The sequence below is a fragment of the Bacillus sp. CH_70 genome (genome assembly GCF_038007045.1).
Lineage (GTDB): Bacteria > Bacillota > Bacilli > Bacillales > Bacillaceae_G > Bacillus_A > Bacillus_A cereus.
The window spans coordinates 3,293,808-3,319,215 of record NZ_JBBOWL010000001.1; the positions used below are offsets into that span (position 1 = coordinate 3,293,808).

Genomic DNA, 25,408 nt, shown 5'->3' on the forward strand with positions numbered 1-25,408 from the left:
TTTTTATCAATGTAAAAATTACCAATTGTTCTTTGCATTACTTATCATTTAACTACCTATTTAGATTTATTCAAATGCCAATCACCTTTTTACCTATTTATCCCGCCATTTGTGGGCAGTAAGACCCCCACCTCAAAATTCAGCGAAAGCAAAGAAGTTAGGTGGGGCCCTGCTGATTAAAGTTTCACTTTATTCAGTAAGTAAAACTTTACAAAATAAAAAAATCGGTATTGATAATTACATATCAATACCGATTTTTTTATAATTACTTTCCTTCTATTAAATCATTCGCCATTTTCCTAAATTCCTGATTAAATGCATCATTCATACCATTTTGGACGTTAGAAAATAATATGACAAACATTCGTTTATCCCAGTTAAAATTATTAAAAGTGTTCCAGCCAGCTAATACACCGTGGTTATGATAATAATCTGGGTAAATATAGAAACTAAATCCATATTTTCTTGCAGGTGATGCAGAAAACATATCTGATACACTTTGTTTGGAAAGTAGTTTACCATCCATAATAGCTTCATCTAACTTTTTCATATCTTCAACAGTCGTATACATTTCACCACAACCATACAGCCAGTTCATTTTTAAGCGAGGCGTGGCTATTAACTTATTATCTTTTTTCGTATACCCTTCTGCTAAGAAAATATCTTCTGGGAGTGTTGCGCCCATTCCAGATTCATTCATTTCAACAGGAGTCAAAATATTTTCTTTCACATATTCAGCAAGTGGTTTATTCGATATTTTTTCTACAATATATGCAAGCACCATATAATTATAATCTGTATATTTCCATCCTGTCCCTGCTGGAAATTGTAACGTTTGTGCCCCAATCCACGTTACTAATTTTAACCGTGATGCTGCGTCAACACTACCTTGTCCCTGTTCTGGTAATCCAGACGTATGTGTTAACAAGTTTCGTAACGTAATGTTTTTATCTGCCGGAAACGATGGGATATATTTATTTACATTGTCTTCAATGTTCAACTTCCCTTTTTCTTTTAGTTGCATAATAGATATTGCAACTACTGTTTTCGTAATAGACCCAATGCGATATTTCGTTCTTGGCGTTGTTAATACTTGATCTTTCACATTCGCATAACCGTAGCCTTTTCGTAAAATGACATGATCTTTACTTGCTACAAGAACACTCCCATTAAATCCTTTATCTTTTAAGTACTGATCTAGTTTTCCAGCTGCAATTTCATAACGCTTTTTCTCATTCGCATCAACTTCCTGCTTAACATCTTTTTGCTTATTATTTACATTAGAAAATGCCTTTGTATCATATTTTTTTCCTTTATTTGCATGTATTAGTGTAACAACACTCCCACAAAAAACAGCAAAAATAAAGAAAACGATTAACCATTTCTTTAACATACTAGGAACCCTCTTTTATCTAGTTTCACTTAACGTACATCCATTCTATTTTATATCTTTTAATTATCAAGTATATTATAATATTATTTAATATTCACTCTGTTAAAACTAGATTCCTTTTTCTCATTTTCAATTTTTACTACTCTCTATTGTATTTCTTTCTTGCAAAATTTCCAACATACAATCGGATGCATTACACTATAATTTCAAATTCTTTTGTAACATTTGTTACATACTAAAAAGAATGGAGATGTAATATGAAAAACACCGATAAACGCAATCGTTTAGATGATAAGATATTTCATTATCGGATAACAAAAAATAACATGGTATTAATTGAATATTACGGAAAGCAGATTATGATATTAAAAGGAAATGATGCTGAAAAATTTTTAAATAAAATAAATCATGCAAATAACGATAAAGAAAAACAGCTAATTATGGCTAAAATTACAGGTAATTTCAAAAGAGGTAATGAACGAAATTGAAAACGAATCTCATTTACATTTTGATTATACAACAAATAAAAAAGAAATGTCTCTCATTCAACATTTCTTTAGACTTTCTTCATAAAAAATTTACATTGCTAACATTCCTTCATTTTCTATACTTCCTATATAAGCTAGCCGCTGAAATAGTTAGTAATACAACTATGCATAACCACGCGTACGTATATCCCTTCTTATCTACAATATAACCAAATAAAGCAGGCGCAACAATAATAGCAATTTGATTTAATGTAAGTGCAAAACTCACTGTCATCCCTACCGATTCTTCACTTGCTGATTCCGCAACTTCAGTTATAAAAAGACTAAACCATCCAATTGAAAAGAACCCTAACAATGCACTTACGCCATACAATACATTCGTTATTGTATGTATGCTCATTACTAATATTAGAATGAAGAAAATAGAAATACAAACAGTTATAAATAAGGGGGTACGCCTATTCCCCTTATAAAATAAATCACTAGTAGCTGCTAATATAACCCTACCAACCATTCCAGAAAAGAACATAACGGAAAATACTTTTCCAGCTAAAATTGGCGTGATTGATTGTTCCAATACTAAAAATTTTATAAAGTGTGCAACTAACACCATTTGCAATGAAATCATACAAATGCCAGTTATATAAATTGCATACAACTCTTTTTTGCACATCACTTCTTTTAACTGCATCCAAAAAGAAAGTTTACTACGTTCTTGTTTAACTTTCTCTTGAATATATGGTTCCTTATAAAATATAAAAAATAAAAACCCTCCAATTATACAAATGCATGCAATGCTATTTACCGCATAGGCCATATTATATTTTATTGTAAGAAACGGGATCAATACTCCCGCTAATGTACCACTAATCGGTATACCGGCTTGTCTAATCCCCATCGCTAACCCGCGATTTTCTTTTGAGAACCACTTCATTATCACCTTACTTCCTCCTGGCTGCGAAACACTATAAAACGTTCCTACTAATAAAAGTACAAAGAGTAACCCATTAAATCCATTGACCATATTAGTCAGTAAAAACGAACCCCCTAGTAAAAATAAACTTATCGAAATTAACAACTTTTCATTGTATTGATCAAGTAGCCGCCCAACAAAAAGCATACAAAATAGCGGTCCTATATTTACAACACTTACTAACAATCCACTCTCCGTATTCGTAAGTGCATATTCTTCTTTCCAAAATAAAGCAAATGCTCCAACACCATACGTTATAAGTGTCGCTGTTGTTTGAGCAACTGTCGCAAAAATTAACATAACCCACTTATAAGTACCATTCATCCTTTCTTCCATTAACACAATAATCCCTCCATCCCCTTCCATTGTATGAAAGTTCTGATATCATATAAAATAAAGATTTATCATGTAATCCATCAAAAAAAATGATACCTTTTATGGAGGGATGATACTTGGATATAAAAGATTTAACTGTATTTTACGAAGTTGCGAAAGAAAAAAACATATCTCACGCAGCTAAAAATTTAAACTATGTACAGTCTGGCGTAACAATGCGTATGAAACAACTAGAAAACGAACTAGGTGTACCTTTATTTTACCGAAACGGAAAAGGTGTAACTTTAACTTCTAACGGTGAGATTTTATTAACATACGCTAAACAAATTATCCACTTAATGGATCAATCTATTAAAGCAGTTCAAAGTAATGGGATCGAACCAAGGGGCACTTTAAAAATTGGATGTACAGAATCTACAACCGCTGTAAGACTTCCATCTATATTAACGGCCTATTATGAGGAATACCCAAAAGTCGAATTGATTTTAGAATCAAATACGACGGAACAATTGATTAGACTTGTATTAGAACGAAAACTAGACGGGGCGTTTATCGCTGGAACCACTCAGCATGCTGAACTTCATACAAATATATTTCATGAAGAAGAATTAGTTCTCATTAGCAAAAATCCTTTATCTTCCTTTAAAGACATAGGAGACATGAATTTACTTGCATTTAGTCACGGGTGCTATTATAGAAATTTATTAGAAGATTGGCTTCAAGAAGAAGGAATTTCACCTAAACGAGTATTAGAGTTTGGAACAATTGAAGCGATACTCGCATGTGTAAAATCAGGTATGGGCGTAGCAATTATGATGAAGTCTATTTTAAATGGTCATCAACATGACATATCATTCAACCCTTTGCCAAATAGCTTCAAAAAAGTTCCTACTACTTTTATTACTAGAAAAGATATATATCACTCTGCTGCATTACAAAAATTTATGGAGATGACTCTCAATGCGTGAAAAGAAAATACGTGGTATGAAACGAAAAACAAACACTATGATAAAGCGAATTGAGGAACATACAAAAACGTTCCCTTCTACTTTCTATAACGATGAATATTGGAATATGCTATTGCCAGTTTCGCGAGCTTTTATTGACTCTCGTAAAACACCTAGAAAAGTAAAGCGATTATGTATTCAAACCTTATTAAATCAAGCAAATCATTTAATAAATATGAAACCGGGCGATACACATACATATCGAGTTGTTGTTTTGATTTCTATAAATAATTTGTGTGATTCGCAAATCATTATATTTAAAAATGAGAACTACTTTCATAATTTCTTTAATAGAGATAGTGAATTTCAAAAATGGATTCTTCTTTCAAATGAAATTGATTTTTGGGAGACATGGAAAATTTCGGTTTATCATTCCTTCCAAACACTTCGCTTTCAAGAAATTATTTATGATGAAGATGAATGCTATGAAAAAGAGATTCTGTTTATCGGGGAGTTAAATTAAAAAGGGTATACCTAAAACACTGGTATACCCTTTTCCACTTATTTTTCCTTCAATACACTATGTAATCGATCCGGATAATTTGTAAACATTCCTGTAGCACCCCATTTGATTAACAGTCTCATATCTGGTTTCTCGTTAATTGTATAAGGGTGAATTAACAGTCCATTTTTCCTAGCCATTTTCATATATGACTCATCAATAATTAGTTCTCCGTTATCATTACGTAAGTTTGGTCCAATACCAGCTGCATACTTTTTAATTTCTTGAAAATCATCATTCGTTACACTTTTCGGTTCATGTGTAATGCCAGACCATTCGACAATTTCATTGTTTTCATTTGGATAATACCAAAGCAATTGAACTAACGGAATATTTTCATTCATACTATGAATCTTTTTCAAACTATCTTTACTAAATGATTGAATCATAACACGGCTAGAAGACATGTTTTGACCTACTAAATTATATTTTTGTAACAACGCCAACAATTTCTCTTCCATTCCTGGGTACACATCTGGTGATTTTGTTTCAATATAATACTTCATACTTCTTCCATACTTTTGAAAAATTTCTTCAAGAGTTGGAACTTTTTGCCCAACATACTCTTGCTTAGCCTTTTCTGGATACGCTTTATTAAACCATGATCCTGCATCTAAACTCTTTATTTCGCTTAACGTTTTATCACGTACTTCGCCTGTTCCATTTGTAGTGCGATCAACTGCTGTATCATGCATTGCAATTAATTGGCCATCCTTTGTTAATTGGATATCTAACTCTAAATAATCCGCTTTCATTTTTTTCACTAGATTATAAGAAGCAAAAGTATGCTCAGGTGCATGTCCACTTGCTCCGCGATGTGCAATATTTAAAAACTTATTCGCATTCCCCTCATGCTTTCCTTCTGCCTTTGCATGAACAGCTCCCCCAGCAAAGATGCTTCCCGTCATAAAGAAAATAACTAAAACGCTAATAATCTTTCTCATCCTTCTAACCCTTCCTACGTTGCAAATTTCAACAAGCTAATGAGATTTACACGAAATAGAAGACACACTTTCATTATTTTTATAAACCTATATTAAAATTCCAATCTTACAAATATACTTTCTCTATATTATTAATATAGAAAACTAGTATTATCCTATTTAATTCCTATAGCCCTCCTTTTCACATGTAACTCCCTATTTTGTACGGTTCATTCAATAAAAAAAGCCATAAATTATTTAGGCTACACTCCTGTATCCCTAAATAAATTTATGGCTTTTCTCAAATATCTCCGGCCTCTATTAACTTGTCGAATTTAATAATATCAAACCTATTGAAATTTGTGAATATTTTTTTCAGTACAGTGAAGCACATAAAACAATATTTCCGTAGTTACTTAAAAATCACATAATAAATTTCTCATTACCTCTTCCAATACTATATCTGGATTTACTACCGTTTTTTCCGAACGCCATCCGATAAAGCCATCTGGTCTAATTAATACAGCACCTCCATTCCCTATACCATATAATTTGCTAAAAATATCTTCTGGAGCAACAAAGTCTCCACTTAAGCCAACACGATACCCTTTTATATTTATTCCTAATTTAGCTGAAACAGTATGTGCTGCTTCAGCCCAAGAACTATTTTCTACTCTTGTAAGTAATACAAAACTGTTACCGAATAAGTCTAATATAGAAACTTCCTTTCCTTCATACGTTCCCCATAAATGTGGCGCTCGCGTTCCAGGTCTTCCGTTCAACTCTATGCTATCCATTCTATGTGGAGTGACTGAATTATCTATAATCGCCTCTGAACAATACTGATATCCAGCTGTAACAGCTAAACCATCCATATTATTCAAACTGCCTTTCTCTCTCTTCGCAGCACGAAACAGTAAACTACTTGCATAAGCTGTCGTTAATTTTGCAACAGAGTGTCTCTCTTCATGATATGTTTCTAACAATTTTGGTTTTGCCTTCCCTTTTATAACAGCCGCTAATTTCCAAGCTAAGTCATGCGCATCTTGTATTCCTGTATTTGAACCAAATCCGCCTGTTGGCGGCATAATATGTGCTGAATCTCCAACTAGAAAGACTCGATTTCCTTGAAATTTCACCGCTGTACTTTCGGCCGCTTCCCACGGTAAAACACTTAATATTTCTGACTCAATATTTGTACTTCCAATTGCTATTTGAATAATTTGTTTACAACGTTCCATCGTGAAATCCTCTGGTCCCTCTCCTTTTAATGGATCGTAGGCTACATGGTAAATCCATTTTTTTACGTTATCTACTGGGATCAGTGCACCAAGAACCTCTGGATGAAGTACCATAGAAAAACCGAATGCGTCTCCTTGTATAAACTCACTTAAGTCTGCTTCAAAATAAATATTCATATAATAGCCACCAATGGTTCCACGCCCCTCAGTTTTAATCCCTAACTGCTCACGTATTTTACTTTTCGCTCCATCTGCTGCAATTACATAGTCACAATGTATGACACTTTCTTTTTCTGTTTCACGATTTCGAATCTTTGCTTTTACCCCGTTTTCATTTTGTTCAAATGAAACTAATTCATGATAAAAAGATAGTTGCCCGCCTAGCATTTTCGCTTCTTGTAACATCACCTCTTCTAAAATAATTTGATAACACGCAGTTTGTTTTGATGGACTAATCTTTTCTATTTTTTGAAGTAACTCTTCATCGTTTCCGTATTGTGTCGCTCTCATTTGTTCCAATTCTTCTTTATTCGCCTCAGCTATTGTATGAACTGCTATTCTTCCTCGGCAGTTCTCTAATGCTTTACCTGCCAATTTAATTCTTTTTTCCAAACCTAATTCTCGAAATAACTCCATTGTACGTAAAGTAAGACCGCCTGCTTTCGGATGAATGGCAGTAGACGGATGCCTTTCAATAAGTAAGTACTCAATGTTATGTTTTGCAAGAAATAACGCAGACGCTAACCCAGATAATCCCCCTCCAACAATTAAAACTGGTACATTCATATATTTACCCTCCACATCATTGTTCTGAGCTCAGTGACATAAATATAATCAAAAAAAACATTAAAATATAGACTTATATTTCATTTTAAATTATCATATAGATAGATTACGCCCCAAAATTCCTTTTACCTTTTCATACATCTATAATCCACCTGAATTGTGTCTGTATGAAAGTGTAAAACAAAAGAATGTACTTTACGTTGAACCATGTTCTATCGTAAAAATCAAAAATAATACAAACATTATAAGCGGTCGTAACCTTATGGATTATACAAGGTTACGACCGCTTATTTTATTGTTACATCATTTTTTGTTTTTAAAACTTCATCTATTGTGTTATGTAATCCTTCCAATCCCTTTTCTATCTCCCTATAATTTTCAACAATAAAAAATTCATTCGTCTCGATTTTCTTTCTCAATATTGCACCTCGTACAACAATCATGTAGCATTACCGTATCGAAGTAATGGTTCATCATCTTAAACCTTTCGACTAATTACCTGGAGGCAAAGTGATTGAAATGAATAAACAAGAACAATTAAATATTATAAAAAAAGATTTTATTGATTCTCAAAAAGTATTATTGGCAATTGGTGATGAAACACGTCAAGCTATTTTATTAGTGCTAATGGAAACAGAATGTCAAACAGGATTACGTGTAGGAGAAATCACGAAGCAAACACACCTTTCCCGTCCAGCCGTATCACATCACCTTAAGATTTTACGAGAAGCTGGCATTATTTTAATGAGAAAAGAAGGTACAAAGAATTTTTATTATATTGATATACGTACAAAATTAGGTTTATTAAAAAATCTTGTATTAGATATTGAGAAGCTATTGCAAAACTTTTATTAAAACTTGGAGGTATAAGAAATGAAAGCAATGATAATTGATAAGTACGGAAAAGTCCCAATGCGTATGGCAGAGGTACCTACTCCTGAAATTAATGAGTATGAAGTGCTCGCAGAAATTCATGCAGCTAGTATTAATCCAATTGATTTTAAAATACGCGATGGAAAAGTGAAGATGTTGCTTAAATATGAGATGCCCCTAATCCTTGGTAATGACTTTTCCGGTGTCATCGTAAAGGTTGGGGCAAAAGTGACTAACTTTAAAGTCGATGATGAAATATATGCACGCCCAAGAAAAAATAAGATTGGTACTTTCGCGGAGTATATAGCCATTCATGAAGATGATATAGCTTTAAAACCGAAAAATTTAAATTTTGAGGAAGCTGCTTCGATTCCACTCGTTGGCTTAACATCATATCAAGCATTACATGACATCATGCAATTACAAAAAGGACAAAAGATTTTAATTCACGCTGGATCCGGTGGTGTTGGTACTTTCGCTATTCAGCTAGCAAAAATAATGGGTGCCATTGTTACAACGACTGCTAGTGAAGCTGGTGCGAATTTAGTAACGTCTCTTGGCGCAGATGAAATTATTAATTACAAAACAGAAAAATTTGAAGATATACTAAAAAATTATGATGCGGTATTTGATACAATCGGCGGTGCAACACTTGAAAAATCATTCAATATTATAAAAAGCGGAGGAAACATTGTTTCAGTTTCAGGCATGCCGAATGCTCGCTTCGGTAAAGAATTTGGTTCAGGATTCTTTAAAACTCTCTTATTTTCATTAGCCAGCAAAAAACTTACTGCACTTGAAGAAAAACATAATGCTCAATATTCATTTTTATTTATGAAGCCAAGCGGGGATCAATTACGTACTATTGCAAACTATATTGAAGCCGGAAAAATTAAACCGGTAATCGATCGAGTTTTCCCTTTTGAAGATGCGCAAAAAGCAATGGAATATTCAGAGTCTGGAAGAGCAAAAGGAAAATTAATTGTAAAAATTAAATAATAATAAAACCTCCATTTTTAAAAATGGAGGTTTTAAATTTGCTGTTAAATAGACATAGTACAATGAAGTCCTTACAATAGATTGCAAGGGGAAATATTGTATTATACTTTTAGTTAACTTTACAAAGAATACATACGTACAAATACATAATTTAAAATACAAAAAGGAGGAGATACAATGACTAAAAATAATGAAACAGGTTGGAATTTAGATAATAGTTATATGACTTTACCACAATCATTTTATACAGAAATCCCCCCTACTCCCGTAAGTTCACCGAAGTTAGTTAAACTAAACCATTCATTAGCGATATCTCTTGGCTTGACCCCTGAAGAACTGAAAAAGGAAGCTGAAATTGCTATTTTCGCTGGTAATGCACTCCCAGAAGGAGCTCATCCATTAGCTCAAGCATATGCTGGTCATCAATTCGGACATTTTAATATGTTAGGCGACGGTCGTGCTCTTTTAATTGGCGAACAAATTACTCCTTCAGGTGAGCGTTTCGATATTCAACTGAAAGGTTCTGGCCCTACTCCCTATTCACGCCGAGGAGATGGCCGTGCTGCACTCGGTCCGATGCTACGTGAATATATTATTAGTGAAGCAATGTATGCACTTGATATTCCGACTACTCGCAGTTTAGCAGTTGTTACAACCGGGGAACCAACATATCGTGAAACAAAATTACCTGGAGCAATTTTAACTAGAGTAGCTAGTAGCCATATACGGGTCGGTACATTTCAATATGCTGCAGCTCGTGGTTCAATAGAGGACCTTAAATCGCTAGCTGACTATACGATAAAAAGACATTACCCAGAAAGTGAATCCCATGAAAACCGATATACTGCATTACTACAAGAAGTCATTAAAAAACAAGCAAGTCTTATCGCAAAATGGCAACTTGTTGGATTTATTCACGGCGTAATGAACACTGACAATATAACGATCAGTGGCGAAACAATTGATTACGGTCCTTGTGCATTTATGGACAATTACGACCAAGGAACCGTATTTAGCTCTATTGACACACAAGGTCGTTATGCATATGGAAATCAACCATATATGGCCGCATGGGATCTAGCACGACTAGCTGAATCTTTAATGCCAATTCTGCACGAAGATGAAGAAGAAGCATTAAAAATCGCTCAAGACGAAATTTCGAAATTTAGCGTACAGTATGAAAAACAGTGGTTCCTTGGAATGAAAAAGAAATTAGGACTATTTAGCAACGAAGAACAAGATCAATCACTTATTGAGCAACTTTTAAAAATGATGGAGAAATATAAAGCGGATTACACAAATACATTCCGTTCATTAACTCTTGATGCTATCGAAAATACAGCTCTATTTGAAAGTCCTGAATTTAAAGAATGGTACAAACTTTGGCAATCTCGATTAGAAAGACAAGAACAATCAAAAGAAAACGCCTACGAGATGATGAAAAATAATAACCCATCAATCATCCCGAGGAACCACCGTGTAGAAGAAGCACTAGAAGCAGCTGTTACAAATGACGACTATAGCGTAATGGAGCAACTTCTTGAAGCTTTATCAAACCCTTATGCGTATTCTACAGATCAAGAAGAATACTGCATTCCGCCTGCGCCTACGAGTCGTCCTTATCGTACTTTTTGTGGGACTTGATTGTTTAATATGTAAAAAGGTGCGTTCATATAAATTGTGTGAACGCACCCTTTTTATATCCCCCCACTCAACTAAAACTTTAAAATGCACACCCCCCGATGCCATTTCTTTAATCCAAAATAAATTCTACACTATTCCAATAGAATTACTCGTAAGCTTGTTAAACAAATATTGAGAAATATAAAACATCATTTCTAAATATTTTTATTTTTGATACTATATTTTATAAGAATATTCAAAAAGTGAGGGGATTTCATGAACGTTCAACTACAAGGTAATGAACAAATTACAAAATTATTTAATGACTGGTATAGAGCTATGTTACAACATCAAACTACCCATGCAACAAAAATAAAAAAAGATATTGAAAATATCATCTCTAATTCAGAAGAAGATACAAACCTACAATTGTATTATTCACTTTTTAATTTCAGATACAAAATTTTAACAGATGGTTTAAATATTAATAAAGATGATTTTAATAAAATTGATTCTTTCCCACTTCCAGAGAATGGGCTATTTTCTTATTATTATCATTTTTTTAAGGCTATTCACAATACAATTATTGGAAACTACAATGCAGCAAAACACCTTTTCGAGAACGCTAAAAAGCTGCTAATACACGTACCTGACGAACTAGAGAATGCTGAATTTAACTACCGCTTAGCTTCCTATTATTATCAAACATATCAACCACTAGTAGCAATCCAATCTGCAAATGAAGCTAAAGCGATTTTTTCAAAACATATAAACTGCGAAATTAATGTTGCTTTGTGTGATAACATCTTTGGTTTATCTTGTATTGATTTAAAACAGTTTGAACAAGCTGAAATTAGACTTGATTCAGCATTAAATATTCTACAGAAGTATTCAGAGGAGACTTTATCATTAAGAGTACGACATAATTTAGCTTGGCTATATGCAAGTCAAAACCTTTCAGAGTTAGCAATGCGTCATATTTCAGAGGTTACAACTAAGCAACCAAATCACTTTAAAGCACTTTTTGTTGAAGCACGTGAATACTACAAGCTTGGAGAATATACCCAGGCTAAAGAACTTATAAAAAAAGGATTAAACATCTCAAATAAACTAGAAAACAAAGAGTTTCAATATCGTTTCATGATTTTAAGAGAACTAAATAATAAAACTTCTATAAATGATTTAGAAATGATAATTTTGGAAGGAATTTCTTACTTTAAAACAGAAAACCTTTGGGAATGTATACAAGAGTACACTGATGTTCTAGCAAATATGTTTTATGAAAAAGAAGACCATATAAAAGCTAGTCAATACTTTTACATGGCCAATCAAGCAAGAAAAAAACATGAAGAAAAGGGAGCTTTGATATAATGAAAAAGATTAAATTGAGCATCATTGGCTTAGCTGTTATTAGCATCACAACTCTTGGATTAAGCTTCACCTCAGAAACACCGAAAACACAGTTAGGATATGTAGCATTAAACATTGGGGACACCCCTGCACCACAAAGACCTGGTCTTGTTCAATCCGTTGACGTAAGTAAAGACTACAACTCAACAACAACTGAAAAAGCACTTTAAAAAACGGAAGACCTTCAATTAAGAAGGTCTTTTTAAATACGCTTATTTAGAATATTTTCCTTTCATGTAGACTTTATTTTCTCATCAACTCCGCAATCCTCTTACTCTCCTCACTACCAACTTTCTCAAGTTTCTCCACAACTAAATTTCGTCTCTCTACAGAATGATTTTGACTTAACTTCGCTTTTCCTTCTATTTTATTTATCTTTATTTTGAATCCAACTATTCCCTTACTTAATCCTCCCATATAATTTGGATCTACATCATTAAGTGAGTAGGTGCTCTCTGGATCTTCATATTTATTTACTAAATCTTGAAGAGAATCTACTAATGTCTTCTCATCTTCAACAATTTCTAATTCACCGTATACATGCACTGCAACGTAATTCCATGTTGGTACTGCATTGTTTGTTTCATACCATGACGGAGAGATATAACTATGTGGTCCTTGAAATATAGCTAGTACTTGCTGAGTCCCAATATCTTTCCACTGTTCATTCGGCCGTGCGAAGTGACCATGTAAAGTAAGGGTCTCCCTATTTAATAACAACGGCAAGTGCGTTGCATATGGTTCTCCGTTATGTTGAGAAAATAATGTCGCAAAGCTATTTTGTTCCATTATTTCGTACTTCATCTCTTCATCTTGTATTGCGAAATATTTTGGTATGTACATAAGCTCCCTCTTTTCCGATCTTTTCTAATTTATTTCCTATTATATTTAGTAACCGCATCAATCAACAGGGCCAGTTTGCATTTGTTTTATAATGGCAGCTTTCTATTTCAAAACAATAGGCAGCATGTATTCCATGCTGCTTTAGTTTATTTTTTCTAATATATTTGTAATAAATACGGTCTTACCCTCAATATAACTAGATCGATTTTTCGACTCTCTTGCTAACTCTTCCTTCAAGTTTCCATACTCATTAGCTACTTCAGTATGTTCACGAAGGTAATCTCGAAACGCTATATGCCTTCTCAACTCTTCACTATTTTTATCACACACATATAAATGATGTTCCATCCAAACTGTATTTCCCTCGTTCCATGGAACGAACATATCCTTTCTTCCAAACGCCTCTCTTCCTTTAAAGCTCCATTCTAACTGATGATAGTACCCTATCTTCTCAAGTTTTTTTACTACCTCATGAAAAATTTCGTACTCTTCTATTACAACATCAATATCTAGTATTGGTTTTGATGCAAGCCCTTTAACAGATGTACTCCCAACATGTTCAATGGATAAAATGCTGTCTTCCATCACATCGTTAATGAGAGTTTGTAGCTTATTAAATTCACTTTCCCATTTGATGTTATATTCTTCGATAGTAATTCTCTGTTTCAACGTATCCCTCTCCTCAAAAGCAATTATAATCTTTGAATATGAGTATCCTTAAAATCCGTCTCATATTTCAATCCATATCCAAACATTCGATCCATTCCAATATGTGCTGTCCATATTAAGCCAATCACTATAACGGTATCTATCTTAAAATAGACACCTATTAGAACAATTAATATGGATATGATATATGTATGACATACGTTATATATTTTCGCACCAACGTGATTATTGATCCCATACGCTAACATGGATAAATCCGGCGCTAAAAGGAATACAAAAAATATAATCCAACTAAACTCATATATTGAATACATATAAATCGTGGCTAAAAATACAACCATTCCTTCAAAATGTACAATACGTTTTTGCATTATTTATCATTCCTATTTTTCTATATTTATTGATACATTTTCATCGCTGAAAGTGTTCTTTGCATTTTTTGACCAGATGGTTGCTAATATTGGCCCTGAAATGTTATGCCATACTGCCGCTAATACACTTGGGAGTGCAGCAGCCGGTCCAAAATGCAAAATACTTTCCAGCTATATTACTTATCGCTTCTAGTACTTTCATCCAATCAGCCCCTATCTTTTAATTGAAACACCTTATTCGGATTCAAAATATTTTGCGGATCAAGAGCTTTCTTTATTTTCTCCATTACAAATAATGCCGCCCCATGTTCTTCTTCTTGATACTTTCGTTTTCCGATTCCAACGCCATGTTCTCCTGTACACGTTCCTCCTCGTTTAAGAGCATACAGAACGATACTTTCGTTTATTTCGTCCGCCTTCTTTACTTCCTCTTTATCATTTGTGTCAATCATTAAGAGTACATGGAAATTCCCATCTCCAACATGACCTAGAATACCGCCAATAAGCCCTACTTTATCTAATACCTCTTTCGCATGTTGAATCGCTCCAGCTAATTCCGAAATTGGCACACATACGTCTGTACTCATTAGCTTTTTACCAGGATAACTATGCACGTAAGAGTACGCTAAGTTATGTCTTGCATCCCACAGTTTATTTCTCGCTGCTGTTTCCGTCTCAAACGTAATTTCTATACATTTATGATCAAGAACGATTTCTTTCGTAAATTCAATATCTTGCTTTAACCCTGCTTCATTGCCGTGAAACTCTAAAAACAGTGTCGGTTCTTCTCTGTAACTTGTTTCATTGTAATAATTTACTTGTTTCATAGATAATTCATCAACGAGTTCAATTCTCGCGATTGGAATACCTGCTTGTAATATGTTAATTACAGCTTCTACTGCATCATTTATAGTTGGAAACGATGCCCTCGCAGCCATAACATGTTCTGGTATACCGTATACTTTTAAAGTTAACTCCGTGAAACATCCAAGTGTTCCTTCTGATCCTACGAAAATACCATTTAAATGATAACCTGATGATGACTTCGCCGCTAAATTCCCGGTATGTATTACTCCTCCATCAGCAAGAACGACTTCTAAATCTCGAACTTGATCACGCATTACACCATACTTTACCGCTGTCGTTCCGCTCGCATTTGTAGCAGCCATTCCTCCTAACGTTGCATCAGCTCCTGGGTCTACACTAAAAAATAATCCATACTTTTTCAATTCTTTATTAAGCTGAGAGCGCGTCACCCCTGGCTGTACTCTCACAAGAAAATCCTTTTCTCTTATTTCAAGTATTTTGTTCATAAGAGAAAAGTCCATTGTAATTCCTTTTTCGTAAGGAATTACATGTCCCTCTAAGCTGGACCCTACTCCAAATGGAACGACAGCTGTTCCGTGCTGACTCGCTATTTTCATTATCGCGCTAACTTCTTCGGTCGTTTTTGGAAAAACAACTACATCAGGTAAACTACTAACGTGGTAAGATTCATCTTTACTATGTAACTCTCGTACTGTCATATTTATTACTACTCGATCTTCAGGAAGTATGCCTTTTAATTCATTTACTACATGTTCAATTGTTATTTCCATAATCAACTCTCCTTTTTAATTTTAAAACAAGTATACCATCTTTATACAAAATAATTAGAAAAATAAGATTATTAAACCTAAACATACAAAAAAGAACCTGCAGCACACGCTACAAGTTCTTTTTCACTACATTTTAAACGATTTCTTTATTAACAACATAAACCAAATTAAAGTAACTGCCATCAACGAATGAGAAAACCCTACAATATAAGTTAACCCTTTAAAGTCAGCTCCATTTAACTGAAGAAGCCCTCTCGCTGCTAGCGAACCTAACATTAATGTTAATGCAATGTTATGTAAAACAAACCACTTATTAAACCCTTTCACTTCATGAAACGCGAATACTTTTGCTAATCCTAAAGCAATTAAAAAGAAGAAAAAGCCAAGTACAAGTGTATGTGTATGCAAAAGATTTAACAAAGTAGATCCTAAAATCCCTTTATACTTACCATACTCCCTAGCGAAAATCCCTGATAATAAACCGATAATCAAATACGTAAACGATGCATTATATAATTTCTTCATTATGTACCTCCTTGAGTAGAATGTGTAGTGTGTCATATTTAGTAATAATGATAGTTATATAGTAAAAACTCCTAGTCACCTAGGAGTCATTGTATAAGTATCTCACTCTTTACAATCAATCCTAATTATAAAATATCTCTCTATACAAAACAAACGAACTTTATGTGAACAAACACCCCCATTAAAATATGTTGCACTTTTGTTTTACACAATCCATACTAATTGTTATAACTTTTTAAAGGTGGTGTAATAATTGATAGTTCTTGAAACCGAACGTCTAAATCTTCGTTGGTTTGATATAAAAGACGCTTCTTTTATTCTTGAGTTAGTAAACGATCCTGCATGGATTCAGTTTATTGGTGACAAAGGGGTTAGAAACTTAGAAGATGCAAAAAATTATATTGTAAACGGTCCCATCGATATGTATAACAAACTCGGATTTGGCCTTTACTTAGTAGAACGAAAAGAAGATCTCACTCCACTTGGTATGTGTGGCCTTATTAAAAGAGATTCATTAGAAGACGTTGATATCGGATTTGCCTTTTTAGAAACATTCCGTTCAAAAGGATATGGCTACGAGTCAGCTTCTGCGATAATCGAATACGGTGTACAAAAGCTCGGCATGAAACGAATTGTAGCAATTACTTCTATAGATAACATCGCCTCAGGAAAGCTTTTAGAAAAAGTAGGATTACGATTTGAGAAAATCATTTCAGATTCAGGAGAAGATTTAAAATTATTTGGATATAACGCATAGTAAAGAAGGTCGCCTTGAATGGCGACCTTCTTCTTTCCATACAAGAAATCCTCCCTTTAAATTCACTACTTCCTTTATACTAGCTCTTTGTAAAATACTAGCTGCTATAGGGGAACGCAATCCGGTTCGACATTGCAAAACTATTGGACAATTTTTCGGGATATAATCTAATTGTTCAAATAGATTGCCTAAAGTGATATATTGCATCATGAAGGTTTCCTTCCTCCCACTCTGTTGTACTACGCACATCGATAACCTTAACACTTCCACTTTTTATATGCGAATATAATTCAATCGATGTTTTTTCTTTGTAACTTTCAAATCTATTAAGTTTCTGTATTACTTTTTAGGGTGCAAAAGCAATAATATTATCTAACCCAATAGATTCAAATTCTCTAATAACTGCCTCCACTTTAACCTTTTCCTCATCTAAAATTATTAAAGTTTCTGTTTTATAATCTAATAACCATCCACATCAAGTTGTGAAAGAATTTTTATAAGGTATGTTTATTGACTTCTCAATATGACCTGCAGCAAAACTCGATACATCTCTTATATCAACTATTTGGTGAACGTTGCTCAAAATTTCTTGAAATTCTTCTACTGTATTAATAGCAGTTCTCTTTCTTTTCTTGCGAATTTTAAAATTCATACTTATTTAAATTCTTCATTTTTTGTATATAATGCGATAAAATTGTGAAATTTTATCGCATTATGCAAGACATTTAATATCAAATATATCACTTTTACTATGAACTAAATGTGTTTATAGGAAGTGTATAGATAAATAAAGTGCTAAATTGACTCTTATGCAGTAATTACCGCTTAATTTATCTAAAAATTGAAAAAATACGTGTAGATATATATCATTTAAAATACATATATAATTAATTTTAATTTTCCGACACGTTTTTCACATAGTTCTTAAACCAGTTTTTTGCGTGCATTATGAAAAAATTGTACCGTGTCAATCTTAAAAAATTATATATCATAACTTTAAGAGAGGAAGGAAAACTATGAAGATGAAACGAAAAATCATGATGACAACGGCACTTGCAGCTACGTTAGCTACAGGTGCACTACCTACTACCTCGGTGTTTGCTGCAGAAAAGGATGTTCCTATTCAACAAAAAGAGGCACAATTAAGTATTCAACCTTTTGCACAAAACAATTTGGAAACAGCCGTTCAAGCTGCCTTAAATGGTCCAGAAGTCAAAAAAATCAAAGTATTTGAACATGAATTTAATGTAAAGGAAATAGAAGTAGTAAATCTAGGTGCAGGAAAAAAATATGTTAAGGGGCAAATCTCTCATCATTTAAGTTTTCGTCCAGATGATCAATTTTATTATGAGTTTACAGTACAAGATGGAAAGGTACTAGATAAACCTGTATTTAATATTGATAGAGGTGGTTGGACACCATTTGCTGCTCCACTTTTATCAATTCTTGCTGCGTATAATGGAATTCCAGTTAATCCAAATGATTTAAATGCACTTGGTCAGCAGATTGGTAAAGTTATAGATGGAAGCTGGGAACATGCAGCCCAATCAATTGCAACTGTAGTTAGTTTAAGTTTTAATGAGTAGAATTTTTCAATTTTTATTAGCAGTGTAGAGATCCGCTTTTTGTAATCAGCCTTGTTATAAGAGATTCTAAAACAGCTATTAATAAATTTTTACCACTCAATCACATTATCTTGATTTGTTTACCACCTTATCATTCATTATATGTCACAAAATAGAAGTCTTTTTTAGGACTTCTGTTTTGTTTGTATTCAATACGATAAACAGTTGTTTTTTGGAGGCTATACTTCGAGTTTTCAAGAATCCGCTTGGCTATTAGGGACAATTTATAATAAAAAATTATTAAAGTCTCAAATAACTTACTCCTCCTATTGTTAATTATTTTTAAATACAAAAATTTATTATCTTAAGAATGAAAAACAATAAATATAGTAAAAAATCATCTAACAATTGTTTAAAGGTCAGGAGAGAAAAAATGAACAAAATAAAAATGAGAAATTTCTTTAAAATTAGCATCCTTACTTGTATTACACTAGCAAGTTTAAGTACACCATCTACTATTTTAGCTGATAGTCATCCAGGTTACTCCTATGAATCCAATATAGGGTATCAAAATCCATCGTGGATGTCGAAAATAGAAGGTTCAACAAAAATAAGTGAAATATCTATTCCAGGGACTCACGGTACGATGGCTTTACATGGAGCGAGTTTTCTTGATGAAAATTTGACAAGAAATCAAACTATGAGTTTATCCCAACAATTAAATTCCGGAATTCGATATGTAGATATGCGTGTTAAACGTGTAAAAGATTCTTTTGCAATGTATCATGGCGTTGTAAATCAAAAAGCAGTGTTTGAAGATGTATTAAAAGAGACCATTCAATTTTTAAAAGATCATCCAACAGAAACAATATTAATGCGCTTAAAAGAAGAAACTACTCCTGAAAGTGGATCTCTATCATTTGAGGAGATATTTTTAAAATATAAAAACGTTAATGCTTCATATTTTTGGGATCCTAATTCCGTACCAACTTCAGATAGAAATAACCCTACTTTAGGAGATACCCGCGGAAAAATTGTAATCTTACAAAACTTTACATCCGCTCAATTGTACGGGATTGATTACGAAGGTTTAAATATACAAGATAAATTTGAAATTGGAAGCGGACCAGACGAAATATATACAAAATGGATTGCGATAAAAAAACATCTACAAAATACAAATATTAATTTTAATAATGGAAAAATTTATCTCAACCATTTTAGTGGTACGGGAGGCGCAGCCGCATTTTTAAATAATGTATATCCTTGGTTTGTTGCAAGCGGAAAAGAGAGTAGGAATACTGACAGTAGTCCTAAATTGCTTCAAACGAATTCCACTAATGCGTGGAGTGATTTCCCTCGTGATAGAAACGGACAAGTATACTATGGGGGGATGAATACACTTGGGACCGAACTCTTACAACAAGGCGCAATTAAACATTCTGGTATCATCGCGGCTGATTTTCCCGGTCCAGGTTTAATTGATAGTATCATTAAATTAAATGGTATACATTCAAATGAAAAAGAAATATTAATTTCACAAATATCATCTGAATCTATTCCTTTATCAGGGCAACAAAATCGATCCAGCCAAAACTTTAAAATTGATAGTTTACCTGTAGGTACCAAAGAATTAAAATGGGTTATTGAGCCTTCAGAAAAAGATTATCCTTATACTATTTCTTTCAATGTAATGATTGATGTTTCCCTAGGAATAGATTCTACTCGTTGGAAAAATATTTCACATGAATCTAGGACTGAAGCTTACACAAATACTAAATATTATATTGCAAGTCCAATTGGTGCCACTAGCAAATTCACAGTGAAAATATACGCTATTACAAATTAGAAAAAAAGAATCCCATTGGGATTCTTTTTTGATTTCATTTCGTAAATATTAGGATGGCGATTAAATTTTCACTTTATTAACATATCATTTAATCCATTAGATAATTATATTTGGAACGGCCCTTAATTTTTAAAGAGAAATCCAAAATTGTTAGCTACCTTTTTCAGCTTATCATTTATTCAAAACTGGTTTCCAAAGCGATAAGGCAAAAATCCAATTTGAGTCGCCATTTCCTTGATGATCTTGAACCGCTTCATACACTTTTCCCTCATGTACTACCCTATCACCTTTAGTATATACTTTTCTTGCATCCCATTTTTCATATGTGGAATCCTCTAACTTAGTAGTTATATTCAAAACATCACTTCTACTAGATTCATTTCCAGCTAAATCAACCGCTGTCACTACATATTTATACGATGTATTAGCCTTCAAACCTTTATCTATAAAGGATGTATTAGCTGATGTCCCAATTTTATTCATAACCCCAGCGCTTTCTCTATATACAATATAATGGTCAACATCTACATTATCTTCTGACGGACTCCACATCAAATCAACAGTTGTCGCTGTTGTACCCATACTATGTAATCCTTTTGGTTGAGTCGGAGCCTCTTTATCTGGGATTGCATGTGTTGTCTTAACCTTTAGTTTTTCACTTTCTTTTGATATGTTTCCAGCAGAGTCTAATGCCTTTATTGTATAGGTATATTCCGTATCTGCTTTTAACTTTTTATCAATAAAAGTTGTACCTGGTACCGTATCAATTACTTCTCCATTACGTAACACTTGATATTCTTTTACACCTATATTATCAGTAGAAGCCTTCCATGTTATTTCAACACTATTGGCAGAAACTTTAGAGGCATTTAATTCAGTTGGTTGACTTGGAGCTACTGTATCAGGTGTTTCATTATTTACCAAATTTACATCAATTACATTATAAAAGGCATTTGACGTATCTGCTACATCCCATACAGCTAAAATAACATGATAACCATTACGATCAGTTGGTACATTAATTGTATGTGTTAAATTATTTGATGCAGCCGAACCGTCATGTTTCACAGTTCCAATTGGTTCTAATTCAGCACGTGTTAACGGTTTGTTAGGATCCCATCCCTTTTTTGTAATGTAATAATGCCATTTACTTGTAGAATGTGCTGCTGTATATTTCCATGTAAATGTATTTTCTCCCCCCTTAATTGTGTTTTTGAACCAACGATTTGTTGTTTGTTGGTCAAGAGTTCCTCCAAATAATCCTCCTGCCGAAGCGATTTTCCCATCAATCGGTCCACCATCTGGAAACCCTTTAGGTGCTTCTAGACTTTGAGGTTCATACATTACATTTCCACAATTTAAATTTAATGCCCCATAATTCTGACTACATAAAGCAGCACGACTACTCGGTTTTTCAACAAACCCATGTGCATACGCACTTTGAGGAATCATTGTAATTGCCGTCACCCCTGCAGCCAGAAGACAAGCACCAATTCCTTTTTTACTTTTTCTTAATCTTTCCAATTTAGATGTTAATTTCAAATTCATTCTTGTCCCCCCAATATATTGTTCTCGCTAATATAATAGCAATATAGGGATAAACGAACAAATCACCAATTAATATATTAATATCTCTCATAAATTGGTACATTTATTATTATTTTTAATCTCCTATAAAAATAAAGTAAATACAATTACGCTATTTTGTAACATTATGTATTTAAAGAAGACTAAAAACTCCATTTAATTTCACAAAAAATTCAAATATTAAAACAAAAAAATTCCTCATGTAGGAAAAATAAAATTTTTATATTACAAAAAGCAAAAAAGTCTGGAAGAAACCGATTATATCCGTTTCTTCCAGACTTCCGCTACTTTTATACCACTCACAAATTCTTTAACCTTAAACATATACACTTGAGGTTAAAACCCACATAACTAATATTATCTATATATTGACTAACTTCTAGATGTTAAAATTCATAAATTAATAGTAACAAATCAAATAAAACAAGCCTTTTAACAAACACATATAATACTCCTACTAATTCAAACTAACGCTTAATTACTTATAAAATAACTTAAGGTATCTAGCTTAACTGTATTTTCTTTATTAATAGCCATTATTTTCTATCCTGTATTTCCTTATTTTAAACAGATTATCAAGAAATTGTTAATACTTAAGAAAAGAGAAAAGGTTTAAAAATATAAAAGATTTAAAAATGCAATTTTAACTATCACATTCTAATAATTTATTGTGTTATTTTTATCTAATAAGGCACAGAAACAAAGGATGAACTTCAGTGTGCTTGAGAAAAGTTCTTAGGATGAAACGTTTAAAGGGTATTTTAGTACTGAGTTTTTATTAAATGTTCCTGTACCTAATATTTAAATTAACGTATGTCAAAATATTTTACAATACGAGTGTTAAACGTTACATATTTCTATATAAAATGATACATTTCATCAGCACGCCTCCCTAATATTTATGCTAAATATAGAAAATTCAGCTCGTTAGGATTTAATTTTAGAATTCTCATAAAAGCATATGATAGATTAGGCACGTAATTGTCACAAATTAATAGTCTATCTACTTTTTAATTACCTATGAAAACTTTATTATCGCTTTATTATTTACTCCTAAACCAAAGAACATCTATACCTACAATTTCTTAAAACTCTTTTAGATAATCTTTCAAAAGATTTGATAGTTTTATATTTTATATTTTTTTATTGTACATTTTTGCATTTGATGTTAGGATTATGCCTATTAAAATTGAATCGTAACGATTCTTCTTTATAATTTCCATATTTTAATTGTTAAATAAAAATATAGATTCTGATATATATATATTCAAAATCAGACCTACAATATCTTTATTTTACAATGATTTCATGGCATACCTTTAGAATGGAAAGATATATGCAACAACGTGTTAAGGGGTTACAGGAGGAACAAAAATGAGAGACTTTTTTGATGATAAGTACAAAAATATTGAATTGAAAAGGAGGTTAATAAATTTAATAAGTGAAATTAGCGAATTCAAAGGAAAATTAGCTGCTTATCAGGAACAAAACCCGGACATATTTAATAGCTTAGAAAAAACTATACCACTACATTACATAAAAAATTTCACAACTATTTACGAGGATATAAAAGTTCCTAATAAAAGATTAAAAGAACTTATTTTAGATGATATCGTACCTCAAAATATTTCGGAAGATGCTATTTTTTGCTATTATCAAACACTTTCTTTTGTACATAAAAACTCCTGTACTTTATTAATCAATCCAGCAACTATACAGGAATTACATTTTCAACTAATACATTACATTACCTCTGACAGTGCCAAATGGCGTGAAAAACCTTTTATTATTCCAGGAATTCCAGAACATGGAATGCACTTGAATAGTTACCGCATTCTTCCGCATGAACTTATTCCACAGTTTATGGAGCAATTATGTGATCAATACAACTCATTAAATACTAGTAAGGGGCTTCATTCACTTTTATTAATAGCTCGTTTTATATTAAATTTTTATTGCATAGTCCCTTTCAATCAAGGTAATAACAGGTTGGCATTTATGTTAATGCAATTGCTGTTAATTAGGAGTGGACACACATTTGTAAAATATGTATGTTTGGATAAATATATTAAGAAACATGAATCTGATTATTACAATTCGATTTATAAATCTTCGGTGAATTGGTACTGCGAGGAACATAATAATAGCTTTTGGTTAAAAACGTTTTTAACAATTATATTAGAGGCTTATAAAGATCTTCATAACACAGTTCTAGATTCTATATGTAAACATACTAAAGTTGAGAGAATTCAGAATTTTATACTTAAACAAAAACAACCCTTTACTAAGGAAAGTATTCGTAACACTTATCCAGACATTGCAGAGAGCACGATCAGTAAGGCTTTAAATTCCTTGCAACTGTTTGGCCATATTAAGCTAGTTACAAAAGGAAGAAACGCAAAGTGGATTAAAATTTGACCATACTTTCAAGATACCTGAGGTTCACAAATTCAATAATAACTTTATCATTGAATTTCATTTTCCTTTTAAGCTATTATTACTTTTTTAGTTATTTCTAATTCCAACAAAACAGTTTATAGGAAAAGGTCCGCTTTCCTCCGCCTTTTCCTATAATAAAATTAAATATAAACATAGAATAATTGTCGAAAAAAGTCGCATTTTAATATTTTTTCTTTATTTTCTGGTTGTAAACGTTTCACTTTCATGTTACCATCTTAATCAAACAATAGATGGTAATAAAAATGAAAGTATTTCTTTCCCTTAGAAACATATAAACGTACGGTAATATCAAGAAAATAAGGCCAAAGAAATATTTGATACCTACCAAAATAATGAATAGGAATTTTGTTGCGCTGTTTTTTCTGATAATTAAGAAAATGCATTTTGTCCCTAAACAAAATTTGTTGGTGCGCAAAATTCAAATACACTAGAACATCCAAATAAATGAAATATCCTTTTTCATTGAGTATTAAGGTATGAAAAAAGAATTCTTCCTACAAAATTTAGCTGATTAACATAAAGACATCTAAATTACTACCTTTATCGCCATCTATTGTTGACAACATATTTACCAAATAAAAAGAACCTATCGAGGGTTCTTTTTATTATAATCATTCAAATTTCAATTCT

At 32.6% G+C, this 25,408-nt stretch carries 23 protein-coding genes and 2 pseudogenes; 12 read left to right on the top strand and 13 right to left on the bottom strand.

What is annotated here, in order from left to right; genetic code table 11:
* Nucleotides 1-265: 265 nt before the first annotated feature.
* Entirely contained in the window at nucleotides 266-1,393 is a 1,128-nt protein-coding gene (locus N2V79_RS16720; RefSeq protein ID WP_197241933.1) for a serine hydrolase domain-containing protein, read from the bottom strand.
* Between the two features lie 257 nt (nucleotides 1,394-1,650).
* Here N2V79_RS16720 and N2V79_RS16725 point away from each other — a divergent pair, with 257 nt between their 5' ends.
* Nucleotides 1,651-1,881, top strand: a complete 231-nt coding sequence (locus N2V79_RS16725) for a hypothetical protein (RefSeq protein ID WP_078401307.1) — start codon at nucleotides 1,651-1,653, stop codon at nucleotides 1,879-1,881.
* Between the two features lie 109 nt (nucleotides 1,882-1,990).
* On the opposite strand, the gene N2V79_RS16730 is transcribed toward N2V79_RS16725, so the two are convergent.
* The gene (locus tag N2V79_RS16730) at nucleotides 1,991-3,220 is read right to left on the bottom strand and encodes an MFS transporter (protein WP_197241935.1); all 1,230 of its coding nucleotides are present in this window, start codon (nucleotides 3,218-3,220) and stop codon (nucleotides 1,991-1,993) included.
* An 86-nt stretch (nucleotides 3,221-3,306) separates the two neighbouring features.
* On the opposite strand from N2V79_RS16730, the gene N2V79_RS16735 reads away from it, so the two are divergent.
* A complete protein-coding gene (locus N2V79_RS16735) occupies nucleotides 3,307-4,158 on the top strand; it encodes a LysR family transcriptional regulator (protein WP_197241936.1) in 852 nt (283 codons plus the stop codon).
* Entirely contained in the window at nucleotides 4,151-4,660 is a 510-nt protein-coding gene (locus tag N2V79_RS16740; RefSeq protein WP_197241938.1) for a DUF3916 domain-containing protein, read from the top strand. Before N2V79_RS16735 ends, N2V79_RS16740 begins: the two co-directional genes overlap by 8 nt.
* Nucleotides 4,661-4,698: 38 nt before the next feature.
* Here the strand turns inward: N2V79_RS16740 and N2V79_RS16745 are convergent, their stop codons facing one another.
* From N2V79_RS16745 to N2V79_RS16755, 3 genes are all read right to left on the bottom strand, one after another.
* Nucleotides 4,699-5,643, bottom strand: a complete 945-nt coding sequence (locus tag N2V79_RS16745; RefSeq protein ID WP_098400787.1) for a glycerophosphodiester phosphodiesterase — start codon at nucleotides 5,641-5,643, stop codon at nucleotides 4,699-4,701.
* A 395-nt stretch (nucleotides 5,644-6,038) separates the two neighbouring features.
* Entirely contained in the window at nucleotides 6,039-7,649 is a 1,611-nt protein-coding gene (locus N2V79_RS16750; protein WP_340720087.1) for an FAD-dependent oxidoreductase, read from the bottom strand.
* A 287-nt stretch (nucleotides 7,650-7,936) separates the two neighbouring features.
* Nucleotides 7,937-8,068 carry a hypothetical protein gene (locus N2V79_RS16755; protein ID WP_001227549.1) on the bottom strand — a complete coding sequence of 44 codons (132 nt, stop codon included), beginning with the start codon at nucleotides 8,066-8,068 and terminating at the stop codon, nucleotides 7,937-7,939.
* Between the two features lie 91 nt (nucleotides 8,069-8,159).
* Here N2V79_RS16755 and N2V79_RS16760 point away from each other — a divergent pair, with 91 nt between their 5' ends.
* The 5 genes from N2V79_RS16760 to N2V79_RS16780 all read left to right on the top strand — a co-directional run bounded on the left by N2V79_RS16760 (nucleotide 8,160) and on the right by N2V79_RS16780 (nucleotide 12,724).
* Nucleotides 8,160-8,504: an ArsR/SmtB family transcription factor gene (locus N2V79_RS16760; protein WP_000571870.1), complete on the top strand. Its 345-nt coding sequence runs from the start codon at nucleotides 8,160-8,162 to the stop codon at nucleotides 8,502-8,504.
* Between the two features lie 18 nt (nucleotides 8,505-8,522).
* A complete protein-coding gene (locus N2V79_RS16765; protein ID WP_000646415.1) occupies nucleotides 8,523-9,521 on the top strand; it encodes an NADP-dependent oxidoreductase in 999 nt (332 codons plus the stop codon).
* Between the two features lie 177 nt (nucleotides 9,522-9,698).
* On the top strand, nucleotides 9,699-11,165 hold the full coding sequence (locus N2V79_RS16770) for a protein adenylyltransferase SelO (RefSeq protein WP_197241940.1): 1,467 nt from the start codon (nucleotides 9,699-9,701) through the stop codon (nucleotides 11,163-11,165).
* A gap of 255 nt (nucleotides 11,166-11,420) precedes the next feature.
* On the top strand, nucleotides 11,421-12,515 hold the full coding sequence (locus N2V79_RS16775; RefSeq protein ID WP_001102729.1) for a response regulator aspartate phosphatase: 1,095 nt from the start codon (nucleotides 11,421-11,423) through the stop codon (nucleotides 12,513-12,515).
* Nucleotides 12,515-12,724, top strand: a complete 210-nt coding sequence (locus N2V79_RS16780; RefSeq protein WP_197241942.1) for a hypothetical protein — start codon at nucleotides 12,515-12,517, stop codon at nucleotides 12,722-12,724. The genes N2V79_RS16775 and N2V79_RS16780 overlap by 1 nt, the downstream gene beginning before the upstream one ends.
* Nucleotides 12,725-12,797: 73 nt before the next feature.
* Here the strand turns inward: N2V79_RS16780 and N2V79_RS16785 are convergent, their stop codons facing one another.
* The 6 genes and pseudogenes from N2V79_RS16785 to N2V79_RS16810 form a co-directional block, all read right to left on the bottom strand.
* Nucleotides 12,798-13,397, bottom strand: a complete 600-nt coding sequence (locus N2V79_RS16785; RefSeq protein ID WP_000275796.1) for an FMN-binding negative transcriptional regulator — start codon at nucleotides 13,395-13,397, stop codon at nucleotides 12,798-12,800.
* A 141-nt stretch (nucleotides 13,398-13,538) separates the two neighbouring features.
* Entirely contained in the window at nucleotides 13,539-14,066 is a 528-nt protein-coding gene (locus N2V79_RS16790) for a GrpB family protein (RefSeq protein WP_000813613.1), read from the bottom strand.
* A gap of 23 nt (nucleotides 14,067-14,089) precedes the next feature.
* Complete coding sequence (locus N2V79_RS16795; protein WP_053563872.1) at nucleotides 14,090-14,437, bottom strand: DUF4260 domain-containing protein; 348 nt, start codon at nucleotides 14,435-14,437, stop codon at nucleotides 14,090-14,092.
* Between the two features lie 12 nt (nucleotides 14,438-14,449).
* Nucleotides 14,450-14,593 (bottom strand): annotated as a pseudogene (locus tag N2V79_RS16800) (bile acid:sodium symporter family protein); the annotation flags it as partial.
* A 50-nt stretch (nucleotides 14,594-14,643) separates the two neighbouring features.
* The gene (locus N2V79_RS16805; RefSeq protein WP_000406581.1) at nucleotides 14,644-16,035 is read right to left on the bottom strand and encodes an FAD-binding oxidoreductase; all 1,392 of its coding nucleotides are present in this window, start codon (nucleotides 16,033-16,035) and stop codon (nucleotides 14,644-14,646) included.
* A 126-nt stretch (nucleotides 16,036-16,161) separates the two neighbouring features.
* A complete protein-coding gene (locus N2V79_RS16810; protein WP_000737891.1) occupies nucleotides 16,162-16,560 on the bottom strand; it encodes a DUF2871 family protein in 399 nt (132 codons plus the stop codon).
* A gap of 253 nt (nucleotides 16,561-16,813) precedes the next feature.
* Between N2V79_RS16810 and N2V79_RS16815 the strand changes: the two genes are divergently transcribed.
* The gene (locus N2V79_RS16815; RefSeq protein WP_000636213.1) at nucleotides 16,814-17,317 is read left to right on the top strand and encodes a GNAT family N-acetyltransferase; all 504 of its coding nucleotides are present in this window, start codon (nucleotides 16,814-16,816) and stop codon (nucleotides 17,315-17,317) included.
* Here the strand turns inward: N2V79_RS16815 and N2V79_RS16820 are convergent.
* A pseudogene (locus N2V79_RS16820) lies at nucleotides 17,297-18,000 on the bottom strand (rhodanese-like domain-containing protein); the annotation flags it as partial. The gene N2V79_RS16815 and the pseudogene N2V79_RS16820 overlap by 21 nt on opposite strands.
* Before the next feature lie 333 nt (nucleotides 18,001-18,333).
* Here N2V79_RS16820 and N2V79_RS16825 point away from each other — a divergent pair.
* Nucleotides 18,334-18,903 (top strand): hypothetical protein, encoded by a 570-nt coding sequence (locus tag N2V79_RS16825; protein ID WP_053563869.1) that lies wholly within the window; start codon nucleotides 18,334-18,336, stop codon nucleotides 18,901-18,903.
* 412 nt (nucleotides 18,904-19,315) lie between these two features.
* Nucleotides 19,316-20,731 (top strand): phosphatidylinositol-specific phospholipase C, encoded by a 1,416-nt coding sequence (locus N2V79_RS16830; RefSeq protein ID WP_340720088.1) that lies wholly within the window; start codon nucleotides 19,316-19,318, stop codon nucleotides 20,729-20,731.
* A 171-nt stretch (nucleotides 20,732-20,902) separates the two neighbouring features.
* On the opposite strand, the gene N2V79_RS16835 is transcribed toward N2V79_RS16830, so the two are convergent.
* Nucleotides 20,903-22,279, bottom strand: a complete 1,377-nt coding sequence (locus tag N2V79_RS16835; protein ID WP_001049835.1) for a lytic polysaccharide monooxygenase — start codon at nucleotides 22,277-22,279, stop codon at nucleotides 20,903-20,905.
* Nucleotides 22,280-23,692: 1,413 nt separating this feature from the next.
* Between N2V79_RS16835 and N2V79_RS16840 the strand changes: the two genes are divergently transcribed.
* Complete coding sequence (locus N2V79_RS16840) at nucleotides 23,693-24,736, top strand: Fic family protein (RefSeq protein WP_001204212.1); 1,044 nt, start codon at nucleotides 23,693-23,695, stop codon at nucleotides 24,734-24,736.
* The last annotated feature ends 672 nt before the right edge of the window (nucleotides 24,737-25,408 follow it).

Excerpts from the sequence above, each read along its gene's own strand:
- N2V79_RS16805 (WP_000406581.1), bottom strand. The coding sequence starts at position 16,035 with ATGGAAATAACAATTGAACATGTAGTAAATGAATTAAAAGGCATACTT.
- N2V79_RS16730 (WP_197241935.1), bottom strand. The coding sequence starts at position 3,220 with ATGGAAGGGGATGGAGGGATTATTGTGTTAATGGAAGAAAGGATGAAT.
- N2V79_RS16825 (WP_053563869.1), top strand. The coding sequence starts at position 18,334 with ATGAAGATGAAACGAAAAATCATGATGACAACGGCACTTGCAGCTACG.
- N2V79_RS16835 (WP_001049835.1), bottom strand. The coding sequence starts at position 22,279 with ATGAATTTGAAATTAACATCTAAATTGGAAAGATTAAGAAAAAGTAAA.
- N2V79_RS16785 (WP_000275796.1), bottom strand. The coding sequence starts at position 13,397 with ATGTACATACCAAAATATTTCGCAATACAAGATGAAGAGATGAAGTAC.
- N2V79_RS16725 (WP_078401307.1), top strand. The coding sequence starts at position 1,651 with ATGAAAAACACCGATAAACGCAATCGTTTAGATGATAAGATATTTCAT.
- N2V79_RS16795 (WP_053563872.1), bottom strand. The coding sequence starts at position 14,437 with ATGCAAAAACGTATTGTACATTTTGAAGGAATGGTTGTATTTTTAGCC.
- N2V79_RS16745 (WP_098400787.1), bottom strand. The coding sequence starts at position 5,643 with ATGAGAAAGATTATTAGCGTTTTAGTTATTTTCTTTATGACGGGAAGC.
- N2V79_RS16775 (WP_001102729.1), top strand. The coding sequence starts at position 11,421 with ATGAACGTTCAACTACAAGGTAATGAACAAATTACAAAATTATTTAAT.
- N2V79_RS16740 (WP_197241938.1), top strand. The coding sequence starts at position 4,151 with ATGCGTGAAAAGAAAATACGTGGTATGAAACGAAAAACAAACACTATG.
- N2V79_RS16770 (WP_197241940.1), top strand. The coding sequence starts at position 9,699 with ATGACTAAAAATAATGAAACAGGTTGGAATTTAGATAATAGTTATATG.
- N2V79_RS16720 (WP_197241933.1), bottom strand. The coding sequence starts at position 1,393 with ATGTTAAAGAAATGGTTAATCGTTTTCTTTATTTTTGCTGTTTTTTGT.
- N2V79_RS16810 (WP_000737891.1), bottom strand. The coding sequence starts at position 16,560 with ATGAAGAAATTATATAATGCATCGTTTACGTATTTGATTATCGGTTTA.
- N2V79_RS16750 (WP_340720087.1), bottom strand. The coding sequence starts at position 7,649 with ATGAATGTACCAGTTTTAATTGTTGGAGGGGGATTATCTGGGTTAGCG.
- N2V79_RS16830 (WP_340720088.1), top strand. The coding sequence starts at position 19,316 with ATGAACAAAATAAAAATGAGAAATTTCTTTAAAATTAGCATCCTTACT.
- N2V79_RS16840 (WP_001204212.1), top strand. The coding sequence starts at position 23,693 with ATGAGAGACTTTTTTGATGATAAGTACAAAAATATTGAATTGAAAAGG.
- N2V79_RS16765 (WP_000646415.1), top strand. The coding sequence starts at position 8,523 with ATGAAAGCAATGATAATTGATAAGTACGGAAAAGTCCCAATGCGTATG.
- N2V79_RS16780 (WP_197241942.1), top strand. The coding sequence starts at position 12,515 with ATGAAAAAGATTAAATTGAGCATCATTGGCTTAGCTGTTATTAGCATC.